Here is a 21,032-nt window from a genome sequence, read left to right on the forward strand (position 1 = left end):
GATGCGCCGCCAAATTGATGTCCCTTCTGCACAACCAGGACCGACAGGCCCAGATGGACCGCATGCACACCTATATCTGGAAACCGGCCACGCGATGACCCCGCCGGCCAAGGCGCCGATAAATGTCTACGAGATGCGGGTTGTGGACGATCGGATCGAGATCGCCCGCTAGCCTGCCCGCGGCCGCATCAGGGCCAGGAAATCGGCCAGTGCCAGCCGCGCATCGAGCTGGGTGAAGAGGCGGATCGAGCGGCCGGGGATTTCCGCGCCATAGCGGGAATCGTCCAGCAGGCGCCGTCCGGCGATGACCGAGGAGGCGCTGCTCTCCGCAGACACGGACGTCAGCAACACCATCGGACTGTCGCCCAGGGTGATGGCGCCGCCCAGCTGGACGAAGGGCGGCAGATCGGCATAGCGGCCATAGAGCCATGATGTCGTCGCCGACATCGGCCGCAAGGTCGCCGTCATTTCCGCCACCGACATCTGCAACTGGCGATAGGCGCCGGCGGGAATTTGCCAGATCGGCATGCGGCTCCGTTCGATCACGACACGCGCCGCTTCCAGATCGGTGGACAGATTATATTCGGTGCCGCCCTGCGGATAATCGGCGCCGCCGATCCAGACCAGGGTCATGCGATCGGCGATCGCCGGCTCCAGCTGCAGCGCCTGGGCGAGATTGGTGAGCGGCCCGCCGCAGGTGAAGAAGAGCGGCAGCGGATCGTCCCGCATCGCCTCCGCCACGATCGCCCGTGCCGCCGCCGACGCCTGTGCCCCGGCGATGCCGAAGCGCTCGCTGCCTGCAATCACCGGGCAGAGGTTCGTCAGCCCCATGATCTTCATCAGGTCCAGCGCCGCCTGTTTGCCCGCCGCAGCGGTCGCGCCGGCCGGTTGTCCGCCCAGCGCCGCCAGCTTCGCGTCGAGCGCCGATGTCGTGACCAGCACCGGCCGCGCCGCCTTCGTCGCCAGTTGATGCGCGAGCGCGATCAGGCCGTCGGGATCGCCAGCGAAATCATTGTCGATGATGATGCGCGCCTTGGGCGCCTGCCGGATCACCGGCAGGGCGGATCGGGCGGCCGTGCCGATCATCAGGCTGGCGCCCGCTGCGATGAACCCGCGCCGATCGATCCCTGTCCGCATGCCTCTCCCCTGTCTGGGCCGAGGGCTGGCATGGGGCGGCCAAAGGGTCAAATAGCGATTTGCAGGTAGGCCATAGGCCAGCGCTATGGATGGCTGAGCAGCCCGCGCTGGCCCAATTTTCGGCGACCTGGAAGCACGTTCATTGGTGCGGCCGGCCGGTGAGGAATGCCGAGCGCCACGGCGGAGCGGCTGGGCTATGCCGAACAGACCAGCTTTGGCCGCGCCTTCAAACGCTGGACCGGGCAGACGCCGCGGCAATTCCGTAACGCCTAGCGCAGCAGCCGCACCCAGGCATCGGACAGCGCGTCCAGGCCGAAATGGTCGATCCGGTCGCCGGGGCGGATCGCGGTGGCGAGGTCCAGTTGCCGTGCCAGCGCATCGGCCATCGCCGCCGCATCGGCCGGGTCGACCAGTAGACCGCAGCGTCCATGATCCAGCAGGTCGACGGCGTTGCCGGCGCTGCGGGACGCGACGATCGGCACATCCACGGCCATCGCCTCCAGCAACACATTGGGCGATCCTTCCCACCAGCTGGGCAGGACAAAGGCATCGGCATGGGCGAGCCAGGGGAAGACATTGTCGACCGTGCCGGGCAGGTCGATATGCTCGACCACGCCCAACGCCGCCGCCTGCGCCCGCAGGCTGTCGCAGGCGCGGTCGCGGCTTTCGCCCAGGATGATGAGCCGCGCCGGTCTTTGCCGTCGCAGGATCGCGAAGGCGGCAAGCAGGGTGGCGAAATTCTTCTGCGGTGCCAACCGGCCGATCGCCAGGATCACCGGAGGCGCGCGGCCCATCCAGCGATGCGGCACCGGTCCATCGGCCAGGAAGCGGGCAGCATCGGCGTCGATGCCATTGGGGATCACCGCCACCTTGCCCGCCCGCGCCGCGCCGGCAAAAGCAGGCGTATCCGCCAAGGTCGGCGACACCAGCACCAGATGATCGGCGTCGCGCGCCAGCAGCCGCGCCATCGCGGTGCGGCCAAGGCGCCCCAGCCCGCCCGACGGCGCACCGGCCGCGCTCCGCATGATGTCGTTGCTGATGCGATAGATGCGCCGCACGTCGCGCAGTCCCTGGCTCGCCGCCCAGGCCGTCCCATGGCCATGATTGCCCGCCGAAATCAGCGTCGCGTGCCCCCGCGATCGCAGATGCCGCCGCAGCGCCGCGATCGCCTGCACCTTTTCGCGCGGGCGCGACGGGTTCGGCCCGGCCAGCAGCGCATGATGCGGCACGCCGGTCACGCCCTCGCCACCCGGCAGCGCCGTCACCAGTTCGACCGCCAGCCCGCGCGCCGCCAGTTCGGCGGCCAGGATACGGACATTGCGCACCACGCCGGTCGCGGCCAGCGCATGGACATAGAGGATGATCACACCCGGCGCGCGTCGCGCTCGATCGCGCCGGCCGCCTGCCAGCGCTGCGAAGGCAGATGACGCAGATGATGGCAATAGAGCGCGCCCAACCGGCTGTCGGCCAGCCCCCGGCCGCTCACCAGTTGCATGATATCGGTGCCGGGGTTCCAGTTGCCCTCGACCAGCACCGGGCCGTCCGGCGTCAGGCCAATATCCCAGCCGATCACGGTAAAGCCCGATCGGAAAGCGAGATGTGCCCGCAGCGCCAGCGCCACGGCGGCGTCGAGATCGGGCACCGGCCGGCCGCTGATAAGTGCGCCGGTCAGCGGATGCCGGTCGCAGCGGATCGGCGCGCCGTCCGGTCCCGCCTGCCATACCGGGCCACAGCGTCCGTCGGCGTCGATCGATAGTACCAGGTTTCCGGCATTGAAATTATCCACAGGTCGCCCGCCGCCAGCAGACAGGCGCAGCGCCAGCGCGCAGGCCTCGGGCGTGCCCACCTCGTCCAGGCAGGTAACCACGCGCAAGGTTGGCAGTGCACCGGGCGACATGTCCGCCAGCGCGTCATGGGTGGCCAGGCAGCGCTGGATCACCCCGCCGGCCGCCCAGAGCGCCAGCAGGCGCGCGCGCAGCGCATCGTCGGCGATCGGCCCTTCGGCCCCTTCCCAGCGTCCACCCTTCTTTGCGAAGCGCACCACGCCCTGCCCCTTGGAGCAGTAACTGGGCTTGGCGATGATGATGCTCTGGCGATTCAGCCAGTTGGCGATATCGCTTGTTTCCAGCGCGAAACTGTCGGGCACCGGCAATCCCGCCGCAGCGGCATGGCGGGCGAAAAGCTGCTTGTTCTTGAGTGGATTGGCCTCGGCCGGGAAGGCACCGGGATTGAGCAGCCGATGCAGCCCCTTGCGATCGCGCATGCTGAGCCCCTGCGCCCGCACCGTCTCGCACAGCAGGCGCCGTTCCGATGCGGCCCAGCCGCTCCGCCCGCTCGCTGCGATCAGGCGGGCGATGGTTCGGCGACCGACCGACCAGTGGCGGCGCAATCCGTCATGATAGGCCGCCAGCAGGACATTGCCGTCGGCCGGGGGCAGCGCACGCAGCGTGAACAAGGGTCAGGCCGCCTCGACCCGCGCCAGCCGCCGCTCCAGCAATTCGCTTGCCACGCCATGGCTGCGCGCATTGTCGACGTCGATCGCGACCGCGCCGTCGCTCAGGATCACCGGCGCGATCACCATGCGGAAGCGGCGGGAGAAGCGCACAAAGGCCTGGCCCAGCGTGCCGATGCCGAAGCGGAAACGGATCAGGTTGATCAGGCCGAAGGCGCCGATGATCCGCATCGGATGCTTCACGAATTGCCCGCCCGTGCGGAAGGTCTCGGCCGCCGCCAGCGCCTTTGCGTCCTTCAGCCAATAGGTGTTGCAGTTGGAAAATTCGTCGTCGGCAAAGCGATAGAATTTGCGCTGCCCCTGCGGATGGGCCGCCAGCACCGACGCGCGCCGGGTGAAGGCGACGCCGGCGTTCGCGCCCTGCGCGGCGCAACCGTCCAGCATCTCGGCCAGCGCATCGGGCGTCAGCAGCACATTATCGGCGGTGGTGATGAGCAGCGGGAAGCGCGCGCCATCGGCGGCTGACAGCACGGAGTCGACCAGATTGGGCCGGGCAGGAATAGCCACCAGCCGCCCGGTATTCCGTAGCCCGCGCAACTGGGGCAGCGCATCGAGCACCGCCACATCCTCGATCGCGACGCGGATTTCACCGATGCGCGGGCTGGCCGCCAGCGCCTCGATCACATGGACCAGCATCGGCTGGCCGACCACCGGGACCAGGCATTTATGGGTAACGCCCGCCGCCTGCGCGAGCGGATCGGTTGCGCCGTCGCGCTTGCCGGCAAGCACCAGCGCCGTTGCCGTGCCGGGCATCAGGCGGCCTCCAGCACCGGCATTTCGGTCAGCAGGCCATGCCGGGCTAGGCTGTGCGCGACGATGGTTTCGACTAGGCTCTGATGATCGACGCCGATCGACGCGGCAGAGCGCGAGATCGTCTTTTTCGACCAGAGATTGCAGGACAGGTTCACTTCCATGAACAGCAGCTCGCCCGACGCCGGATCGTAGCGATACTCGAACCGGCCATAGTCGAACGGCCAGAGTTCCGGCAGCAGGCGGCGGGTCATATCCTCCAGCCGCGCGCGCAGGTCGCGATCCTCGACCAGGATCAGCGGATCATCGCCCGCATCGATCAGGCCGCGCTTCTCCTCATAGCTGCGTTCGCGATGCGGATCGGCCGGCACATACATCATCGGCGGGAGAATCCAGGGCTGGCCACCGCTGCCGCCGACGACCGGCACGGCCACGTCGAGCAAGGGCGCCCAGGCCTCGACCAGCACGTCATGGCCCAGGCCATGGAGATGATCGGCATGGGCATGGGCCTCCGCCCAGCTATCGACCATTGCGAGGCCCCAGGAGGCCGAGGAGGCGTTGGGCTTCACCACCAGCCGTTCCGCCTGAAATTCCGGGCCGGCCGGCATCGCGCCGCGGCGCAGGATGCGCGCCGGCATGGTCGGCACGCCATGGGCGCGGGCGATCAGCTTGGAGAGATATTTGTCGTCGGACACGCCACGGACGATCGGGCTTGCCCCCAGGAAGGGCACACCGCGCCAGGACAGCAGGAGCGGCGCCAGCATCTCGCTATTCTGGAAGCCGCCGCGATTGAGCAGGGTGACGACGAAGTCGACATCGGGCTTGTCGAACAGCGCATCATAGCTGTCGGCGACCGCGACATGGAGGCCGATCGCCTCCAGCGTCGATCGCATCTCATGATGATAGACGGCATGATTGCCATCCACGCTGTCGGCGCCGCCGCCCTTGCAGGCATGCTTGGCCAGGAACAGGAGGCGCAGCCGGGCCTTGTCGGCCGGGGAGATGCGCATGCAACGGTCGATCGGGTTCAGCATGGCGCCGCAATAACGCGCGCCCGTTACGCTGGATTGACGGTGCGATGACGCCGAAGGGACGAAGACGGGTCAGGGCCGTGACGGCTTCATGACCGGGCGATGTCAAACCCGTCGCAGATCAGGACTGGACCATCTGCACAGCCACCGCCTCGGCCACCTTGATGCCGTCGATCGCGGCCGAGAGGATACCCCCGGCATAGCCCGCGCCCTCGCCCGCCGGGTAGAGGCCGGCAACGTTGAGGCTCTGAAAATCCTTGCCGCGCGTGATGCGGATCGGCGAGGAGGTGCGGGTTTCCACGCCGGTCATCACCGCGTCGGGATCGTCATAGCGGGCGATCTGACGACCAAAGGCGGGCAGCGCCTCATGGAACGCCTCGATCACATAATCGGGCAGGCAGAGCGACAGATCGGTCGGCGTGACCCCCGGCTTGTAGGAGGGCACGACCGATCCCAGCTGGGTCGAAGGCCGATGCGCGAGGAAGTCGCCCACCGTCTGCCCCGGCGCCCAATAGGAGGAACCGCCCGCGACATAGGCCAGGCTTTCCCAATGGCGCTGCAGTTCGATCCCGGCCAATGGCCCCTCGGGGAAGTCGCGCGCCGGATCGATGCCGACGACCAGCCCCGAATTGGCGTTGAATTCGGCGCGGCTATACTGGCTCATGCCGTTGGTGACGACGCGCCCTTCCTCCGAAGTGGCGGCGACCACCCGGCCACCCGGACACATGCAGAAGCTGTAGACGGTCCGGCCATTGGCGCAGTGATGGGCGAGGCTGTAGGCGGCCGCCCCAAGATCGGGATGACCGGCACAATTGCCATAGCGCGCCTTGTCGACCCAGCTTTGCGGATGCTCGATCCGCACGCCGATCGAGAAGGGCTTGGGTTCGATATGCACGCCCTTGCCGTGTAGCATCTCGAAGGTCGGGCGGGCACTGTGGCCCACCGCCATCACCACATGGTCGGCCTCGATCACGCTGCCGTCGTGCAGCACCAGCCCGCGCAACTTCTGCGTGCCGTCGCCCTGCCGTTCCAGCACCAGATCGTCGACGCGGTGCTGCCAGCGATATTCGCCGCCCAGCGACTCGATCTGCTTGCGCATCGCTTCGACCATCGAGACCAGGCGAAAAGTGCCGATATGGGGGTGCGCCTCCCACAAGATATCGTCGGGTGCGCCGGCGGCGACGAACTCCTCCAGCACCTTGCGACCCAGGAAGCGGGGATCCTTCACCCGGCAATAGAGCTTGCCGTCGGAGAAGGTGCCGGCGCCGCCTTCGCCGAACTGGACGTTGGAATCGGGGTTGAGTTCGGCCCGGCGCCACAGCCCCCAGGTGTCCTTGGTCCGCTCGCGCACCACCTTGCCGCGATCCAGGATGATCGGCTTGAACCCCATCTGCGCCAGGATCAGGCCGGCGAACAGGCCGCACGGCCCCGCCCCGATCACCACCGGGCGCTTGCCCTGCCAGCCGTCGGGCACATGGGCGACGAACTTGTAGCTGGTGTCGGGCGTCGGCCGGACATCATGGTCCTTGGCAAAGCGCTCCAGCACCGCGGCCTCGTCGGCCACGTCGATGTCGAGCGTATAGACCAGCTGGATCGCGCTGCGGCGGCGCGCATCATTGCCGCGCCGCACGACGCTGTGGCCAAGCAGTTGCTGCGGCTCCAGCCCCAGGCGTTCGCAGATGGCGACGGGCATCGCCTCGGCCGGATGGTCGAGGGGCAATTTCAAACCGGAAAGACGGATCATGGCGCCGCCCATAGTCGCAAATCGCCCGAAATGCTATTCCCCGAGGCCCTGGCACGGCCGATCGTCCTGCGCATCTTCTAACCTTGACGTAAACGTAAAGCCGTCATAGTCTTTGCTCATGAACACGCGCACCAGCATTGCCGGCATCGAGCTTCCCGATGACCGTGACCAGCAGAGCTACAGCATCACCGACCTCAGCGAGGAGTTCGGCGTCACCGCCCGTGCCCTGCGTTTCTATGAGGATGAAGGGCTGATCGCACCGGAGCGCCAGGGCCTGGCCCGCGTCTATTCGCGCCGCGACCGCGCCCGCCTTGCCTGGATCCTGCGCGGCAAGCGCGTGGGCTTCAGCCTCAACGATATTCGCGAGATGATCGACCTCTATGACGCCGACGAGGGGCATGAGGAACAGCGCCGCGTGACGATCGACAAGTGCCGCGCGCGCATCGACCTTCTGACCCGCCAGAAGGACGATATCGATGCCGCCATCGCCGAACTGGCGAGCTTCATCGGAACGATCGAGAAATAAGCCGGAGCCGCATCGTCGGCTCCCCCGCAGCAGAACAAAAACGCCTGGAGAAGATTCATGCCCAGCTACAACGCCCCTGTCCGCGACACCCGCTTCGTGCTCGACCATGTCGTCGGGCTGGAGCGCTACGCCAATCTGCCCGGTTTCGAGAATGCGACCCCCGACCTGGTCGAAGCGATCCTGACCGAAGGCGGCAAGATCGCTTCGGAAGTGCTGTTCCCGATCAACGCCGTGGGCGACAAGGAAGGCTGCACCCGTCATGCCGACGGCAGCGTCACCACGCCGACCGGCTTCAAGGCGGCCTATGACCAGTTTGTCGAGGGCGGCTGGACCACGCTGCACGCGCCGACCGAATTTGGCGGCCAGGGTCTGCCCAATGTCGTCGCCACCGCCGTCACCGAATATGTGCTGTCGGCCAACCAGGCGTTCGAAATGTATCATGGCCTGACCGCCGGCGCGATCGCCGCGCTGATCGCCAAGGGCAGCGACGAGCAGAAGGCCACCTATCTGCCCAACATGGTGTCGGGCGTCTGGACCGGCACGATGAACCTGACCGAGCCGCATTCAGGCACTGACCTCGGCCTCATCAAGACCAAGGCCGTGCCGAACGGCGATGGCAGCTTCGCGATCAGCGGCACCAAGATCTTCATCTCGGCCGGCGAACATGACCTGGCGGAGAATATCATCCACCTCGTCCTCGCCAAGACGCCGGGTGCGCCCGACAGCAGCAAGGGCATCTCGCTGTTCGTCGTGCCCAAGTTCATCGTCAACGAAGACGGCTCGCTGGGCGACCGCAATGCCGTGTCCTGCGGTTCGCTCGAACATAAGATGGGCATCCACGGCAACGCCACCTGCGTCATGAACTATGACGGCGCCAAGGGCTGGCTGGTCGGCGAGGAGAATAAGGGCTTGGCCGCCATGTTCATCATGATGAACGCCGCGCGCCTTGGCGTCGGCCTGCAGGGGCTTGGCCAGGGCGAGATCGCGTTCCAGAACGCCGTCCATTATGCCAAGGACCGCCGCCAGGGCCGTGCGCTCACCGGCCCCAAGGAACCGGAAGAAAAGGCCGACACGCTGTTCGTCCACCCCGATGTCCGCCGCATGCTGATGGAAGGCAAGGCGCTGACCGAAGGCCTGCGCGCGCTGATCCTGTGGGGCGCATTGCAGCATGACCTGTCGCACAGCGCCGCGACCGAGGAAGAGCGCCAGGCGGCCGACGATCTGCTGCAACTGCTGACCCCGGTGATCAAGGGCTATGGCACCGACAAGGGGTTCGACGTTGCGGTGTCGAGCCAGCAGGTGTTCGGCGGTCATGGCTATATCTGGGAAAATGGCGTCGAGCAGTATGTTCGCGACGCCCGCATCGCCCAGATCTACGAAGGCACCAATGGCGTGCAGGCGATGGACCTGGTCGGCCGCAAGCTGCCGATGAATGGCGGACGCGCGCTCCAGGCCTTCCTCAAGATCCTGGCCACCGAAATCGCCGAGGCCAAGGGCAACGAGAAGCTGGCGAGCTTTGCCGATGCGCTCGAAAAGGCCAAGGGCCAGCTCGAAGCGGCGACCATGTGGCTGATGCAGAACGCGATGAAGAACCCCGACAATGCCGGGGCCGGCGCGCATCATTACATGCACATCCTGGGCATCGTCGCCACCGGCCTGATGTGGCTGCGCATGGCGAAGGCCGCCACCGGCCTGATCGATGCGGGCGAAGGCGATGCCGGCTTCCTGGAAGCCAAGCTGGTCACCGCGCGCTTCTTTGCCGAGCGCATCATGCCTGACGCCGGTTCGCTCCGTCGCAAGATCGAGGGCGGCGCCGACACGCTGATGGCGCTCGACCCGGACATGTTCCTGGCGGCCTAATCAGCCTTAATCCCGCCCTGCCGCGCCTTCGGGCCGGGAGGGCGGGCATTCGCCGATGCGGCGACCGTTGAGCAGGTAGCGCGTCTCTTCGCGAACGCGCTCCATTTCGGTCGCTGCGAGCATCACCCCCTCGATTGTCTCGGCGGACAATATTGCACTCAGGCGCATGTCGGTGCTGCCATAGCGCGACGGACAGGACCGGGTGACACTCAGCCGCCCCTCCTCCACCTCCATGCGCGCCAGCATGCAGCCCTTGAGCCCCTCGCGCTCGAAATGATCATCGACAAATTGCTGCAGCGTCTCCGCATCGCTGCGGCTGAGGCATAGCTGATAGCGATAGCCCGGCGGTGCCGGCGGCGGGCTGCTCTGCGGGCGGGCACCGATCACCTTCCACCCTACCATCTGGCTGAACATCCGTCCCTTCTCGATCTCCCACAGGCCCGGCCTGATCCGGTAGCGCGATCCGGTGACGAGGATGTCCGCATCCCGCTCAACCGGCGGCAGGCTGATCTGCGGACCGGGCAGCGCGACCGAAGCGACCGGTTGCCGCGCCTGTTCCAGCGCAGCGGGACGAACAAGGACCACATCCTCCGCCTCCATATCCGCATCGACCAGCGCCGCGATCCGGTCGCTGACGCAGGCCTGCGCCTCGCGCCGCCGGCCATGACCATCGGCCACGCACTGGCGCACGAACTCGCACATCGCCTGATCGACCCGATCCTCGCCGCTGCTGCGCGTGATCGTGCAGCGGACGAGGTCACGGCCGCGCACATCATAGTCGATACCGACCTTGCGCAGCTTGGCGGCAGTGACCACGATCGGATCGTCGGCATCGACCGCATTCAGCGGCGATGACAGGGAGAGAAGCATCAACGCGCCTGTTGCGATCGGTCGCATGTCCCGCCTCTCCTGCCCTGTCCTTGGCCAAGGATCACCCGAAGCGCGCCGCCATGCAAGTCCGAACGAAGGCGCAACGATCCGCTCTGGCCCTGCACCCTTTTCACCGATAGACAGGGGCGATGAACAGCCCGCCGCCGGCACAGGATGTGATCCCCCACCGCCCGGTGCGGACGCTGGGGCTGGCCGCCTGCATCGCGCTGGTCATGGGCAACATGATCGGATCGGGCGTGTTCCTGCTGCCCGCTGCGCTCGCCCCCTTCGGCTGGGATGCGGTCGCCGCCTGGGTGTTCACCATCGCCGGCTCCTTGATCCTGGCCTTCGTGATCGCCCGGCTGACCGTCGCCATGCCCGATGCCAATGCCGCGCAGATGAGCGCGCGCGCCTATGGCCCGTTGGCCGGCTTCGCGATCGGCTGGATCTACTGGCTGTCGATCATCATCACCAATGTGACGATCGCGGTCGCGGCCACCGCCAACCTGTCCAGCCTGTTGCCGGTGCTGAACCGGCCGGGCATGGGCGCGCTCTGCTCGATCGGCTTCATCTGGCTGACCACCGCGATCAACCTACGCGGCGCCCATGCAGCAGGTACGGCGCAACTGGTGACGACGATCATCAAGGTCGTGCCCATCCTGGTCGTGCTGGTGCTGCTGGCGTTGACGATCGGGCGCGGCACGGCGGAAATCGTGCCCTTCCCGGCCCAGGGCTTTACCGGCAGCGGCATCACCGCCGCCGCCGCGCTGACACTGTGGGCACTGCTCGGTTTTGAATCGGCCTCGGTCGCCGCCGACAAGGTCAAGGATCCCGCCCGCACCGTCCCGCGCGCAACGATGATCGGCACGGCCGTCACGGGGCTGCTCTATCTCTTCGTCTGTTCCGGCATCGCCCTCACCCTACCCGGCGCGGAAAGCCAGACCGGGTCGCCCTTCGGCGCCTATGTCACCCATTATTGGTCGGCCGGCCCCGCCAGCCTGATCGCGACCTTCGTCGTCATCAGCTGCCTTGGCGCGCTCAATGGCTGGACCCTGTTGCAGGGTGAAGTGCCGCTGGCGATGGCGCGCGCGGGCGAACTGCCGGCCTGGCTGGCGGGCACGGATGCGCGCGGCACGCCGGTGCGCGGGCTGATATTGTCGAGCATCCTTGCCAGCCTGCTGCTGATTGCCAACAGCCTGCAGGGGCTGGTCGCTTTGTTCACCGCCATGGCGCTGCTCGCGACATCGGCGACCCTGTGGCTTTATGTGGGTTGTGCGCTGGCCGCGCTGCGGCTGCGGATTGCCGTACCCGCCGCAGCGGTCGGCCTCGCCTATGCCTGCTGGACTTTATGGGGTGCGGGCCTCGTTCCCAGCGGCGCCAGCTTCCTGCTGATGGCGGGCGGCCTGCCCTTCTACTGGTGGGCGCGGCGCACCAGCGCCACGCCCTGACCAGCCAAGTGGGGAGGTTCAGTCCCCCCACAATTCCTTGAGCTTGCCGAAGAAGCCGCTCGATTGCGGGCATTCCTCGCCGGTCTCGGTCTCGCGGAAGGCTTCGAGCAGTTCGCGCTGCTTGGCCGTCAGCTTGGTCGGCGTCTCGACATCGACCTGGACGACCAAATCGCCCTGACCGCGACCGTTCAGCACCGGCATGCCGGCGCCACGCTGCTTGATCTGCTTGCCCGACTGGATGCCGCTCGGGATCTTGATCTCATGCCGCTGGCCATCGAGGCCCGGCACTTCGATCATCCCGCCCAGCGCCGCCGTCGTGATGCTGACCGGCACGCGACAGAATAGCGTGGTGCCATCCCGTTCGAAAATGCTGTGCCGCTTCACATGCAGGAAGATGTAGAGATCGCCCGCCGGCGCGCCACGCGCACCGGCCTCGCCCTCGCCCGACAGGCGAATGCGGGTGCCTTCGTCGACGCCCGCCGGGATATTGACCGACAGCGTCTTGGGCCGATCGACCCGGCCTTCGCCGCGACAGGATTTGCAGGGGCTTTCGATCACCTGGCCCGCGCCATGACAGCTGGGGCAGGTCCGCTCGACCACGAAGAAGCCCTGCTGTGCCCGCACCTGGCCATGGCCATGGCAGGTGCCGCAGGTCTTGACCCCGGTGCCCGGCTGGGCGCCCGAACCTTCGCAGCTATCGCAGGCGGCCGACACCTCGATCTGGATCTCGGTCTTCTTGCCGTGATAGGCTTCGTCCAGCGTGATTTCGAGATCATAGCGCAGGTCAGCGCCGCGACGCTGCTGCTGGCGTCCGCCACCACCGCCGCCAAAGCCGGCCTGGCCAAAGATCGTCTCGAAAATATCGCCAAGGTCGGAAAAGCCACCGGCGCCGCCGTGGAATCCGCCACCGCCGCCGCCCTGTTGCTGCTGCTTGAATGCGGCATGACCGAACCGGTCATAGGCCGCCCGCTTCTGCGGATCCTTCAGGCAGTCATAGGCTTCGGAAACGGCCTTGAACTTGGCCTCGCTGTCGGTGCAGCCCCCGGTCTTGTCCGGGTGATATTTCATCGCCAGCTTGCGATAGGCGCTCTTGATCGCGGCCCCGTCGGCTGTGCGTTCTACTTCGAGCAGTTCGTAATAGTCGATTTCGGTCGTCATCTCGCCCTCGGCGCGCACGGTCCCCGGCCTCGCTCCGAACGGATGCACTGGTCAGAAACCAGCCTGTCCGCCCGAAGCGAAGTCGAGGAGCGTTTCATGGGGCTTACGCCTTGTTGTCGTCCACTTCGGAGAATTCGGCGTCGACGACGCCGTCATCGGCCTTCGGCGCTTCGGCCTCCGGCGAGGCTGCAGCAGCCTGCTCCTTCTCGTAGATCGCCTGGCCCAGCTTCATCGCGACGGTCGCGAGTTCCTGCGCCTTGGCCTTCATGGCTTCGGCATCGCCACCTTCGATCGCCGACTTGGTTTCGGCAATCGCGGCTTCGATCTCACCCTTCAGCGAGGCGTCGACCTTGTCGCCATGTTCGGCCAGCTGCGCCTCGGTCGTGTGGACCAGGCTTTCGGCGTTGTTCTTGGCTTCGGCCGCTTCACGACGCTTCTTGTCCTCTTCGGCGAAGCGCTCGGCATCCTTGACCATCTGGTCGATGTCGGAGTCGCTGAGGCCGCCCGAGGCCTGGATGCGGATCTGCTGTTCCTTGCCGGTGCCCTTGTCCTTGGCGGACACGTTGACCAGGCCGTTGGCGTCGATGTCGAAGGTGACTTCGATCTGCGGCACGCCGCGCGGCGCCGGCGGGATGCCGACCAGGTCGAACTGACCCAGCAGCTTGTTGTCCGCCGCCATTTCACGCTCGCCCTGGAACACGCGGATGGTCACCGCCTGCTGATTGTCGTCGGCGGTCGAATAGACCTGCGACTTCTTGGCAGGGATGGTGGTGTTGCGGTCGATCATGCGGGTGAACACGCCACCCAGCGTCTCGATGCCGAGGCTCAGCGGGGTCACGTCGAGCAGCAGCACGTCCTTGACGTCGCCCTGCAGCACGCCGGCCTGAATGGCGGCGCCCATGGCGACGACTTCGTCCGGGTTCACGCCGGTGTGCGGTTCCTTGCCGAAGAATTCCTTCACGGCTTCGCGCACCTTGGGCATGCGGGTCATGCCGCCGACCAGAACGACTTCGCTGATCTCGCTGGCGGTCACGCCGGCGTCAGCCAGAGCCTTCTTGCAGGGCTCCATCGTGCGCTTGATGAGGTCGGCGACCAGACGCTCCAGATCGGCGCGGGTGATCGTCTTCACCAGATGCTTGGGACCATTCTGGTCCGCGGTGATGAAGGGCAGGTTGACTTCGGTCGACTGGGCCGAGGACAGCTCGATCTTCGCCTTTTCAGCGGCTTCCTTCAGACGCTGGAGGGCCAGCTTGTCCTTGGTGAGGTCGATGCTTTCCGCCTTCTTGAAGTCGGCAGCCAGATATTCGACCAGCTTGGCGTCGAAATCTTCGCCACCCAGGAAGGTGTCGCCGTTGGTCGACTTCACTTCGAACACGCCATCGCCGATCTCCAGGATCGAGATGTCAAAGGTGCCACCGCCAAGGTCATAGACGGCGATGGTCTTGCCGTCCTGCTTGTCGAGGCCATAGGCGAGCGCGGCCGCGGTCGGCTCGTTGATGATGCGCAGCACTTCAAGGCCCGCGATCTGGCCGGCGTCCTTGGTCGCCTGACGCTGGGCGTCGTTGAAGTAGGCGGGAACGGTGATGACCGCCTGCGTCACGGTTTCGCCCAGATAGCTCTCGGCGGTTTCCTTCATCTTCTGCAGAATGAAGGCGCTGATCTGCGACGGGCTATATTCCTCGCCACCGGCCTTGACCCAGGCGTCGCCATTCGGGCCCTTCGCGATGTCATAGGGGACGAGTTCCATGTCCTTCTTGGTCATGGGATCGTCGAAGCGGCGGCCGATCAGGCGCTTCACCGCGAAAATCGTGTTGTCCGGATTGGTGACAGCCTGGCGCTTGGCCGGCTGGCCGATCAGACGTTCGCCATCCTTGGCGAAGGCGACGATCGACGGCGTGGTGCGCGCACCTTCCGCATTCTCGATCACCTTGGGCTTACCGCCGTCCATCACAGCGATACAGCTGTTGGTGGTGCCAAGGTCGATACCGATAACTTTTGCCATTTGTGTCCTCTTTGAACCCCAAAATAAATTCAGCGGTTGACGGCCCAATACCTCACGTAAGCGCCAAGGCAAGGCCGGTTTGCGCAAGGGATATAGGCGCGCTTTCGCTTGGCACAAGGATCAGGCGCGATTAGTCAGGCATTGACCGGAAACGAGACAGTCACGGAGCCCTGATCCATGCGTGCGCCCCTTGCCCTTATCGCCCTCGCCGCGCCGCTGGCCCTTGCCGGCTGTGGCGACCCTGCGCCGAGCTATGTCGACCAGGCCTGGGTCCGGCTGTCACCCAACAAGGATACGCCGTCGGCGGGCTATTTCGTGGCCCATGGCGGCGACGCCGGGGTGCAGTTGCGCGGAGTGATGACCGACTATGCGCTCAAGGTCGAGATGCATGAGAGCGTCGGCAAGGACGGCATGATGTCGATGCAGCCGATCGAGAGCGTCGACGTGCCGGCCAAGGGCACGGTGGCCTTCGCGCCGGGCGGCAAGCATCTGATGATCTGGGGCGTCAACGATACCGCGATCAGCCGGGGCAAGATGCAACTCACCTTCCTGATGTCGAACGGCGACCGGTTGCTGGTCGACGCGGTGATCCGCAAGCCCGACGGCAGCGCGACGGCGGCCCCTGCTGCGGGCAATGCGACGGAAGAGCATAAGGCACATTGACCAGCCGTCCGCTGACATTTGAGGAGGCCGCGCTCGCCCGGACGATGTTCGGTGACGCGATCGCCTATGACCGGGTGCGCGTCCACAACCGCAAATGGTGGCCTTTCCAGCCGCGCGCCGTGACCATGGCGCCCGATGGCGACCTGTGGTTTCATCCCGAAGGCGGCCTCTTCTGCGACGATTTCTGCGCCAGCCCGCTCAGCCTGCAGGGCCTGTTCATCCATGAGATGACCCATGTGTGGCAGGCGCAGCGATCGGGCAAATATTGGCTGCCGCTGATGCGACACCCCTTCTGCCGCTATGACTATGCGATCGAGCCGGGCAAGCCGTTCGCCCGATATGGCATCGAGCAGCAGGCCGAAATCGTCCGCCATGCCTTCATCCTGCGCCAGGGTGGCCGGGTGGAAGGCAAGCCGGGGATCGACGTTTATCGGGCGCTGTTGCCTTTTGCCATGACCTGATCGCTCCCCTCACCCCCCATGGCCGCTGCGGCAGCCATCGGGGACGACGCTGCGGCTAAGCGAGGCGGTTGAGAAGATATCGGCTTCGGGCAGACTGTGGCTGTAGGTGAGGACCGCGCTGGTCAGCCGCTCCGTCGCGTCGTCATTGGCGTCATGGATCGTCGCCGCGATGATCGCGCCGTCGTCGAGCACATCATAGGTGCGCAGATTGCCGTCATCGGCGACCGCGATGCGGGATACGGGGCCATAGCGACCGCCGGTCTCCCGCCCCAGAAACTCCTTGGCGACCAACTTGCGGTTGGCATCGACGCCACAGGCGGCGGCCGCGAGTGACGGCGAAGTTGACACTTCACCAGTGCGCACGTCGAGATGCTGCGCCTCCCCGGTAGCGCAATTGGCGATAATCCGGTCGCGCGGGGTTTCGACCCGGTGACGGTCGCCCTGATGATATTCGGCCGCCCATTCCTTCAGTTGCACTTCCTCGCTGGGCGTCACCACATTCCAGGTGCAGACCGCATATGTCGCTTTCGTTGTCCGCGTCAGCGCGAGCACCGCGTCCACATCTTTAGGGGGAGCCGCCGCCGTCAGCAGCAAGGGCAGCAGGATCATCCCCTGACGTCCAACAGGTTTCCGCATCGCCGGCACCTCCTTGATCGATCGGCACCCAAGCTAGAGCCTGATCGCGCGCTGGCAATGGGCAAAGAAAAAGGGCGGACCAGATGGCCCGCCCTCTTCACATTTCCGGCATGATGCCAGAGGCTTAATATACGCGCGCCTTCGGCTTGATATACTCGGCCTCGTCGGTCATCGTGTAATCGTGGACCGGACGATAATCGAGCGTCACCTTGCCGCCCGAACCACCCCAGCCTTCGAACCAGCTGATGGTGTGCTTCATCCAGTTTTCGTCGTCGCGGTTCGGGAAATCCTCATGCGCATGGGCGCCGCGCGATTCCTTGCGGGCCTCGGCGCCTTCCATCGTGCAGATGGCCTGGCTCATGAGATTGTCCAGTTCCAGCGTCTCGATCAGGTCGGTGTTCCAGATCAGCGAACGGTCGGCGATCTTGACGTCCTGCAGGCGCTTGTTGACCGCCTGCATCTTGACGACGCCATCGGCCAGCAATTCGCTGTCGCGGAACACGGCGGCATGCTTCTGCATGGTGCGCTGCATGTCCATGCGAATGTCCGCCGTCGAGGTGGTGCCGTTGGCGTTGCGGTAGTGATCGAGGCGCGACAGCGCCAGATCGGCCGCATTGGCCGGCAGCGGCTTGTGCGGGGTGTTGGGCTTGAGATTGTCCTTGAGGAACAGGCCGGTTGCGCGGCCGAACACGACAAGGTCGATCAGCGAGTTGGAGCCAAGGCGGTTCGCGCCATGGACCGACACGCAGGCCGCTTCGCCGACCGCGAACAGGCCCGGCACCACGACTTCCGGATCGTCGCCGACCTTCGTCACCACCTGGCCATGATAGTTACAGGGGATGCCGCCCATATTGTAATGGACCGTCGGGGTCACCGGCAGCGGCTGGCGGGTCAGGTCGACACCGGCAAAGATCTTGCCGCTTTCGGTGATGCCCGGCAGGCGCTCGGCCAGCACCTTGGGGTCGATATGGTCGAGGTGCAGGAAGATATGATCCTTGTGCTCGCCGACGCCCCGGCCCTCGCGCATTTCCATCGCCATCGAGCGCGACACGACGTCGCGCGACGCCAGATCCTTCGCCGACGGGGCATAGCGTTCCATGAAACGCTCGCCTTCGGAATTGGTGAGGTAGCCGCCTTCGCCGCGCGCGCCTTCGGTGATCAGCACGCCCGCGCCATAGATGCCGGTCGGGTGGAACTGGACGAATTCCAGATCCTGCAGCGGCAGGCCGGCGCGTAGCACCATGCCACCGCCGTCGCCGGTGCAGCTATGGGCCGAAGTGGCCGAGAAATAGGCGCGGCCATAGCCACCGGTCGCCAGCACGACGGCATGGCTGCGGAAGCGGTGGATGCTGCCATCTTCCATGCAGATGGCGATGACGCCGCGGCATTCCTTGCCGTTCGGGCCATCTTCCATGATCAGGTCGATGGCGAAATATTCGATGTAGAAGTCGGCGTCATACTTCAGGCTCTGCTGGTAGAGAGCGTGCAGCATGGCGTGGCCGGTACGGTCGGCGGCGGCGCAGGTGCGCTGCACCGGCGGGCCGGCGCCCATATTCTGCATGTGGCCGCCGAACGGACGCTGATAGATGGTGCCGTCCTGGTTGCGGCTGAACGGCACGCCGGCATGTTCCAGCTCGATCACGGCCGCCGGTGCTTCACGCACCATATATTCGATCGCGTCCTGGTCACCCAGCCAGTCCGACCCCTTGACGGTGTCGTACATGTGCCAGGTCCAGTGGTCGGGGCTGTTGTTGCCGAGCGAGGCGGCGATGCCGCCCTGCGCCGCCACGGTGTGGCTGCGGGTCGGGAACAGCTTGGTGATGCAGGCGGTCTTGAGACCCGCCTCGGCGCTGCCCATGGTGGCGCGCAGGCCCGAGCCGCCAGCACCCACGACGACGGTGTCGTAGGTATGGTCGATGATCTTATAGGCTTCGCTCATTACTTGACGACCCCGATGAAGGCGATCTTGGCGATCGCGAAGACGCCCGCGGCAGCGCCGGCATAGGCATAGAAGTTCAGCAGCAGCATCGAGAAGAAGGCCAGCCCCTTGTCGTGGACATAGTCCTCCAGCATGACCTGCATGCCCAGACGCAGATGCATGAAGATGCTGACGACCATCAGCATCAGCGGCACGGCGACCAGCGGATTGTGGATCCAGTTGACCACGCTCTCATAATCGAGGCCGGGCAGCGCGATCAGGCTGAAGAGCAGCCACAGCACCAGCAGCAGATTGCCGATGGCGGTGTAGCGCTGTGCCAGCCAGTGGTGCGCGCCATGCTTGGCCGAGCCAAGACCGCGGACGCGGCCGATTCCGGTTCCGGTACCCATCAGAATTTCCCCAGGCAGATCGCGGCCCAGAAGGCGGCGGTGGCGATCGTCGACAGCACGAAGGTCAGGATCGACCAGGTCTTGCTGGTCTTGAGATCATAGCCCGCACCCATGTCGAGCACGAAGTGACGCAGACCCGAGAAGAGGTGCTGGAAGAAGAACCAGGACAGGCCCGCCATGACCAGATAGCCGATCGGCGAGGTCGCGCAGGTGACGAAGGTGGCATAGGCTTCCGGGCCGGTCGCGGCGGCCATCAGCCACCAGATGAGGCCAAGAGCACCAGCGGTGGCCAGGCCATTGCCCGTCACGCGGTGAATGATGGAGACGGCCATTGCCGGCCCCCATTTCCAGATCGTCAAATGCGGCGAGAGCGGCCGGCTTGTGGTTCGCGCCATGTCTACCCAGGTCCCTGCTATGTCCTTTGAGTCCGCTCCCCTTAGGAGCGAAGACGCCGAAGGGCAAGCCGCGCGGACCATGTCGATGCGCGCACCCAAATAAGAAGTGATTAACCAAATGGCGCTATCACCGCCTGGTTCGTCCTGACACCTATTTGGGGTTCTGCAATCCATGACTTCCGCCACCACGCCCAGGAACGCCATCGCCCAGATGCTGGCCGAAGTGGACCCCCGCGGTGATCTGGCCCGTGGCATGGCCGAAATCGAGCAGTTGGTTGCCGATGATGCGGTGATTGCCGCGCGCACCTTCTTCTCCACCTATATGGACAGTTCGGGCCTGCGAAACCGGTTGCAGCCCACGACGCTGGCGAAGATCGAGACCGCCGCACATGAATATGTCCGCCAAAAGCTGCGCCATTACAGCGCCGGCGACTGGGCGCTGTCCTCCACCGCCTGCGTCCGCCACGCCCGCAAGCACGGCATTTCCGTGCGCGGCGTGCTGCTGCCCGTCGCCGCGGCCAACGAGAAACTGACCGATATCATCTGGGAACGCGCAGCCGACGACGCCACCCGGCGCCGGCTGGTCGACATCATGGCGCAGGTCGGCATGGTCGATGCCGGGCTGATGGCCAATGTGATCGCGATCGATGATGCCGAAAGCCAGCGCAATGCGCGCCAGCAGTTCGGCGTCCTGTTCGAGCAGCGGATCATGGGCGAGATCGACGGCGCGTCGCAGCTGGGCGAATCGCTGCGCGAACAGGCCAAGGATGCCTCTGCCGCGACCCGCGGCATGCTGGGCAAGGCGTCGGAAGTCGCCGCCGCCGCCGAACAATCCGCCCTTGCGATGCGCGAGGCCGCCCGCACCTCGGCCGGCCTGATCCGCGCCATCGAGGACGCCCGCACCGAAGTGGAAAGCGCCGCCGAAGTGGCACAGCGCGCCGCGTCGCAATCGGGCGACGCCGTTTCCATGTCGGCCACCCTGTCGGACCATGCCAAGTCGATCGAATCGATCCTGGGCTTGATCCGCGACATTGCCGGCCAGACCAACCTGCTGGCGCTCAATGCCACGATTGAGGCCGCCCGTGCCGGTGACGCCGGTCGCGGCTTTGCCGTGGTGGCGCAGGAAGTGAAGAGCCTGGCCAACCAGACCGCCCGCGCCACCGACGAGATTGCCGGCAAGATCGCCGCCATCCAGGCATCGACCCGCCAGTCGGTGGAGACCAACGAGCGTATCCGCGACACCGTCGGCGAAGTACAGGCCAGTGCCCAGCGCATCCGCCACGCCATGGACGCGCAGGCCCAGACCGTGACGATGATCACCGCCGCCGTCGACGAGACCGCGCTTGCCGCCGACTCGATGTCGACCACCATTTCGGCGATCCGCCAGGACACCGAAGTGGTCGCATCGGAAATCGACCAGCTGGAACGCGGCTTCATGAGTGTCGAGGGCAAGCTGTCCAGCCTGCGGCATGCCTCCAGCGACTTCGGCCGCCAGGTCGCCTGACCCTTTT

General features: G+C 65.9%; 20 protein-coding genes. 7 read left to right on the top strand and 13 right to left on the bottom strand.

Annotated features, from left to right (window positions below; translation table 11 throughout):
• Positions 1-168: 168 nt before the first annotated feature.
• Entirely contained in the window at positions 169-1,137 is a 969-nt protein-coding gene (locus AC0KVN_RS15310; protein WP_435567196.1) for a nucleoside hydrolase, read from the bottom strand.
• A gap of 165 nt (positions 1,138-1,302) precedes the next feature.
• Between AC0KVN_RS15310 and AC0KVN_RS15315 the strand changes: the two genes are divergently transcribed.
• Positions 1,303-1,410 carry a helix-turn-helix domain-containing protein gene (locus AC0KVN_RS15315; protein WP_010339317.1) on the top strand — a complete coding sequence of 36 codons (108 nt, stop codon included), beginning with the start codon at positions 1,303-1,305 and terminating at the stop codon, positions 1,408-1,410.
• Here the strand turns inward: AC0KVN_RS15315 and AC0KVN_RS15320 are convergent.
• From AC0KVN_RS15320 to AC0KVN_RS15340, 5 genes are all read right to left on the bottom strand, one after another.
• Complete coding sequence (locus AC0KVN_RS15320; protein WP_435567197.1) at positions 1,407-2,504, bottom strand: glycosyltransferase; 1,098 nt, start codon at positions 2,502-2,504, stop codon at positions 1,407-1,409. The genes AC0KVN_RS15315 and AC0KVN_RS15320 overlap by 4 nt on opposite strands.
• Positions 2,501-3,592, bottom strand: a complete 1,092-nt coding sequence (locus AC0KVN_RS15325) for a sugar-transfer associated ATP-grasp domain-containing protein (protein WP_435567198.1) — start codon at positions 3,590-3,592, stop codon at positions 2,501-2,503. Before AC0KVN_RS15325 ends, AC0KVN_RS15320 begins: the two co-directional genes overlap by 4 nt.
• 3 nt (positions 3,593-3,595) lie before the next feature.
• Complete coding sequence (locus AC0KVN_RS15330; protein ID WP_435567199.1) at positions 3,596-4,402, bottom strand: NTP transferase domain-containing protein; 807 nt, start codon at positions 4,400-4,402, stop codon at positions 3,596-3,598.
• Positions 4,402-5,433 carry a D-alanine--D-alanine ligase family protein gene (locus AC0KVN_RS15335; protein ID WP_037515845.1) on the bottom strand — a complete coding sequence of 344 codons (1,032 nt, stop codon included), beginning with the start codon at positions 5,431-5,433 and terminating at the stop codon, positions 4,402-4,404. Before AC0KVN_RS15335 ends, AC0KVN_RS15330 begins: the two co-directional genes overlap by 1 nt.
• A 118-nt stretch (positions 5,434-5,551) precedes the next feature.
• A complete protein-coding gene (locus tag AC0KVN_RS15340) occupies positions 5,552-7,174 on the bottom strand; it encodes an NAD(P)/FAD-dependent oxidoreductase (RefSeq protein ID WP_435567200.1) in 1,623 nt (540 codons plus the stop codon).
• Between the two features lie 118 nt (positions 7,175-7,292).
• Here AC0KVN_RS15340 and AC0KVN_RS15345 point away from each other — a divergent pair, with 118 nt between their 5' ends.
• Together AC0KVN_RS15345 and AC0KVN_RS15350 are read left to right on the top strand one after the other, a co-directional pair.
• Positions 7,293-7,700 (top strand): MerR family transcriptional regulator, encoded by a 408-nt coding sequence (locus AC0KVN_RS15345; protein WP_004210206.1) that lies wholly within the window; start codon positions 7,293-7,295, stop codon positions 7,698-7,700.
• Positions 7,701-7,757: 57 nt separating this feature from the next.
• The gene (locus AC0KVN_RS15350; protein ID WP_483656201.1) at positions 7,758-9,560 is read left to right on the top strand and encodes an acyl-CoA dehydrogenase C-terminal domain-containing protein; all 1,803 of its coding nucleotides are present in this window, start codon (positions 7,758-7,760) and stop codon (positions 9,558-9,560) included.
• 6 nt (positions 9,561-9,566) lie between these two features.
• Here the strand turns inward: AC0KVN_RS15350 and AC0KVN_RS15355 are convergent, their stop codons facing one another.
• Complete coding sequence (locus tag AC0KVN_RS15355; protein WP_483656202.1) at positions 9,567-10,457, bottom strand: DUF3617 domain-containing protein; 891 nt, start codon at positions 10,455-10,457, stop codon at positions 9,567-9,569.
• A gap of 122 nt (positions 10,458-10,579) precedes the next feature.
• Here AC0KVN_RS15355 and AC0KVN_RS15360 point away from each other — a divergent pair, with 122 nt between their 5' ends.
• Positions 10,580-11,878: an APC family permease gene (locus AC0KVN_RS15360; protein WP_435567203.1), complete on the top strand. Its 1,299-nt coding sequence runs from the start codon at positions 10,580-10,582 to the stop codon at positions 11,876-11,878.
• 18 nt (positions 11,879-11,896) lie between these two features.
• On the opposite strand, the gene dnaJ is transcribed toward AC0KVN_RS15360, so the two are convergent.
• The gene (gene dnaJ / locus AC0KVN_RS15365; RefSeq protein WP_069336877.1) at positions 11,897-13,036 is read right to left on the bottom strand and encodes a molecular chaperone DnaJ; all 1,140 of its coding nucleotides are present in this window, start codon (positions 13,034-13,036) and stop codon (positions 11,897-11,899) included.
• A gap of 103 nt (positions 13,037-13,139) precedes the next feature.
• Positions 13,140-15,038, bottom strand: a complete 1,899-nt coding sequence (dnaK, locus tag AC0KVN_RS15370; protein ID WP_004210200.1) for a molecular chaperone DnaK — start codon at positions 15,036-15,038, stop codon at positions 13,140-13,142.
• 177 nt (positions 15,039-15,215) lie between these two features.
• Here dnaK and AC0KVN_RS15375 point away from each other — a divergent pair, with 177 nt between their 5' ends.
• The gene (locus tag AC0KVN_RS15375; protein WP_435567204.1) at positions 15,216-15,701 is read left to right on the top strand and encodes a copper chaperone PCu(A)C; all 486 of its coding nucleotides are present in this window, start codon (positions 15,216-15,218) and stop codon (positions 15,699-15,701) included.
• The gene (locus AC0KVN_RS15380) at positions 15,698-16,162 is read left to right on the top strand and encodes a hypothetical protein (protein ID WP_004210198.1); all 465 of its coding nucleotides are present in this window, start codon (positions 15,698-15,700) and stop codon (positions 16,160-16,162) included. The genes AC0KVN_RS15375 and AC0KVN_RS15380 overlap by 4 nt, the downstream gene beginning before the upstream one ends.
• Positions 16,163-16,171: 9 nt before the next feature.
• Here AC0KVN_RS15380 and AC0KVN_RS15385 read toward each other — a convergent pair whose 3' ends face one another.
• The 4 genes from AC0KVN_RS15385 to sdhC form a co-directional block, all read right to left on the bottom strand.
• Complete coding sequence (locus AC0KVN_RS15385; protein ID WP_435567205.1) at positions 16,172-16,798, bottom strand: hypothetical protein; 627 nt, start codon at positions 16,796-16,798, stop codon at positions 16,172-16,174.
• Positions 16,799-16,922: 124 nt separating this feature from the next.
• On the bottom strand, positions 16,923-18,737 hold the full coding sequence (sdhA, locus tag AC0KVN_RS15390) for a succinate dehydrogenase flavoprotein subunit (RefSeq protein ID WP_010339302.1): 1,815 nt from the start codon (positions 18,735-18,737) through the stop codon (positions 16,923-16,925).
• Positions 18,737-19,126: a succinate dehydrogenase, hydrophobic membrane anchor protein gene (gene sdhD / locus AC0KVN_RS15395; RefSeq protein WP_004210192.1), complete on the bottom strand. Its 390-nt coding sequence runs from the start codon at positions 19,124-19,126 to the stop codon at positions 18,737-18,739. Before sdhD ends, sdhA begins: the two co-directional genes overlap by 1 nt.
• Complete coding sequence (gene sdhC, locus AC0KVN_RS15400) at positions 19,126-19,458, bottom strand: succinate dehydrogenase, cytochrome b556 subunit (protein WP_004210189.1); 333 nt, start codon at positions 19,456-19,458, stop codon at positions 19,126-19,128. Before sdhC ends, sdhD begins: the two co-directional genes overlap by 1 nt.
• A gap of 274 nt (positions 19,459-19,732) precedes the next feature.
• On the opposite strand from sdhC, the gene AC0KVN_RS15405 reads away from it, so the two are divergent.
• The gene (locus tag AC0KVN_RS15405; protein WP_010339301.1) at positions 19,733-21,025 is read left to right on the top strand and encodes a methyl-accepting chemotaxis protein; all 1,293 of its coding nucleotides are present in this window, start codon (positions 19,733-19,735) and stop codon (positions 21,023-21,025) included.
• Positions 21,026-21,032 lie beyond the last annotated feature (7 nt).

The organism is Sphingobium sp. SG1, from assembly GCF_057063145.1.

Bases quoted from the DNA above. Each gene is read 5' to 3' on its own strand.
- AC0KVN_RS15310 (WP_435567196.1), bottom strand. From the start codon at position 1,137: ATGCGGACAGGGATCGATCGGCGCGGGTTCATCGCAGCGGGCGCCAGC.
- AC0KVN_RS15315 (WP_010339317.1), top strand. From the start codon at position 1,303: ATGCCGAGCGCCACGGCGGAGCGGCTGGGCTATGCCGAACAGACCAGC.
- AC0KVN_RS15330 (WP_435567199.1), bottom strand. From the start codon at position 4,402: ATGCCCGGCACGGCAACGGCGCTGGTGCTTGCCGGCAAGCGCGACGGC.
- AC0KVN_RS15335 (WP_037515845.1), bottom strand. From the start codon at position 5,433: ATGCTGAACCCGATCGACCGTTGCATGCGCATCTCCCCGGCCGACAAG.
- AC0KVN_RS15340 (WP_435567200.1), bottom strand. From the start codon at position 7,174: ATGATCCGTCTTTCCGGTTTGAAATTGCCCCTCGACCATCCGGCCGAG.
- AC0KVN_RS15345 (WP_004210206.1), top strand. From the start codon at position 7,293: ATGAACACGCGCACCAGCATTGCCGGCATCGAGCTTCCCGATGACCGT.
- AC0KVN_RS15350 (WP_483656201.1), top strand. From the start codon at position 7,758: ATGCCCAGCTACAACGCCCCTGTCCGCGACACCCGCTTCGTGCTCGAC.
- AC0KVN_RS15355 (WP_483656202.1), bottom strand. From the start codon at position 10,457: ATGCGACCGATCGCAACAGGCGCGTTGATGCTTCTCTCCCTGTCATCG.
- AC0KVN_RS15360 (WP_435567203.1), top strand. From the start codon at position 10,580: ATGAACAGCCCGCCGCCGGCACAGGATGTGATCCCCCACCGCCCGGTG.
- dnaJ (WP_069336877.1), bottom strand. From the start codon at position 13,036: ATGACGACCGAAATCGACTATTACGAACTGCTCGAAGTAGAACGCACA.
- dnaK (WP_004210200.1), bottom strand. From the start codon at position 15,038: ATGGCAAAAGTTATCGGTATCGACCTTGGCACCACCAACAGCTGTATC.
- AC0KVN_RS15375 (WP_435567204.1), top strand. From the start codon at position 15,216: ATGCGTGCGCCCCTTGCCCTTATCGCCCTCGCCGCGCCGCTGGCCCTT.
- AC0KVN_RS15385 (WP_435567205.1), bottom strand. From the start codon at position 16,798: ATGCGGAAACCTGTTGGACGTCAGGGGATGATCCTGCTGCCCTTGCTG.
- sdhA (WP_010339302.1), bottom strand. From the start codon at position 18,737: ATGAGCGAAGCCTATAAGATCATCGACCATACCTACGACACCGTCGTC.
- sdhD (WP_004210192.1), bottom strand. From the start codon at position 19,126: ATGGGTACCGGAACCGGAATCGGCCGCGTCCGCGGTCTTGGCTCGGCC.
- sdhC (WP_004210189.1), bottom strand. From the start codon at position 19,458: ATGGCCGTCTCCATCATTCACCGCGTGACGGGCAATGGCCTGGCCACC.
- AC0KVN_RS15405 (WP_010339301.1), top strand. From the start codon at position 19,733: ATGCTGGCCGAAGTGGACCCCCGCGGTGATCTGGCCCGTGGCATGGCC.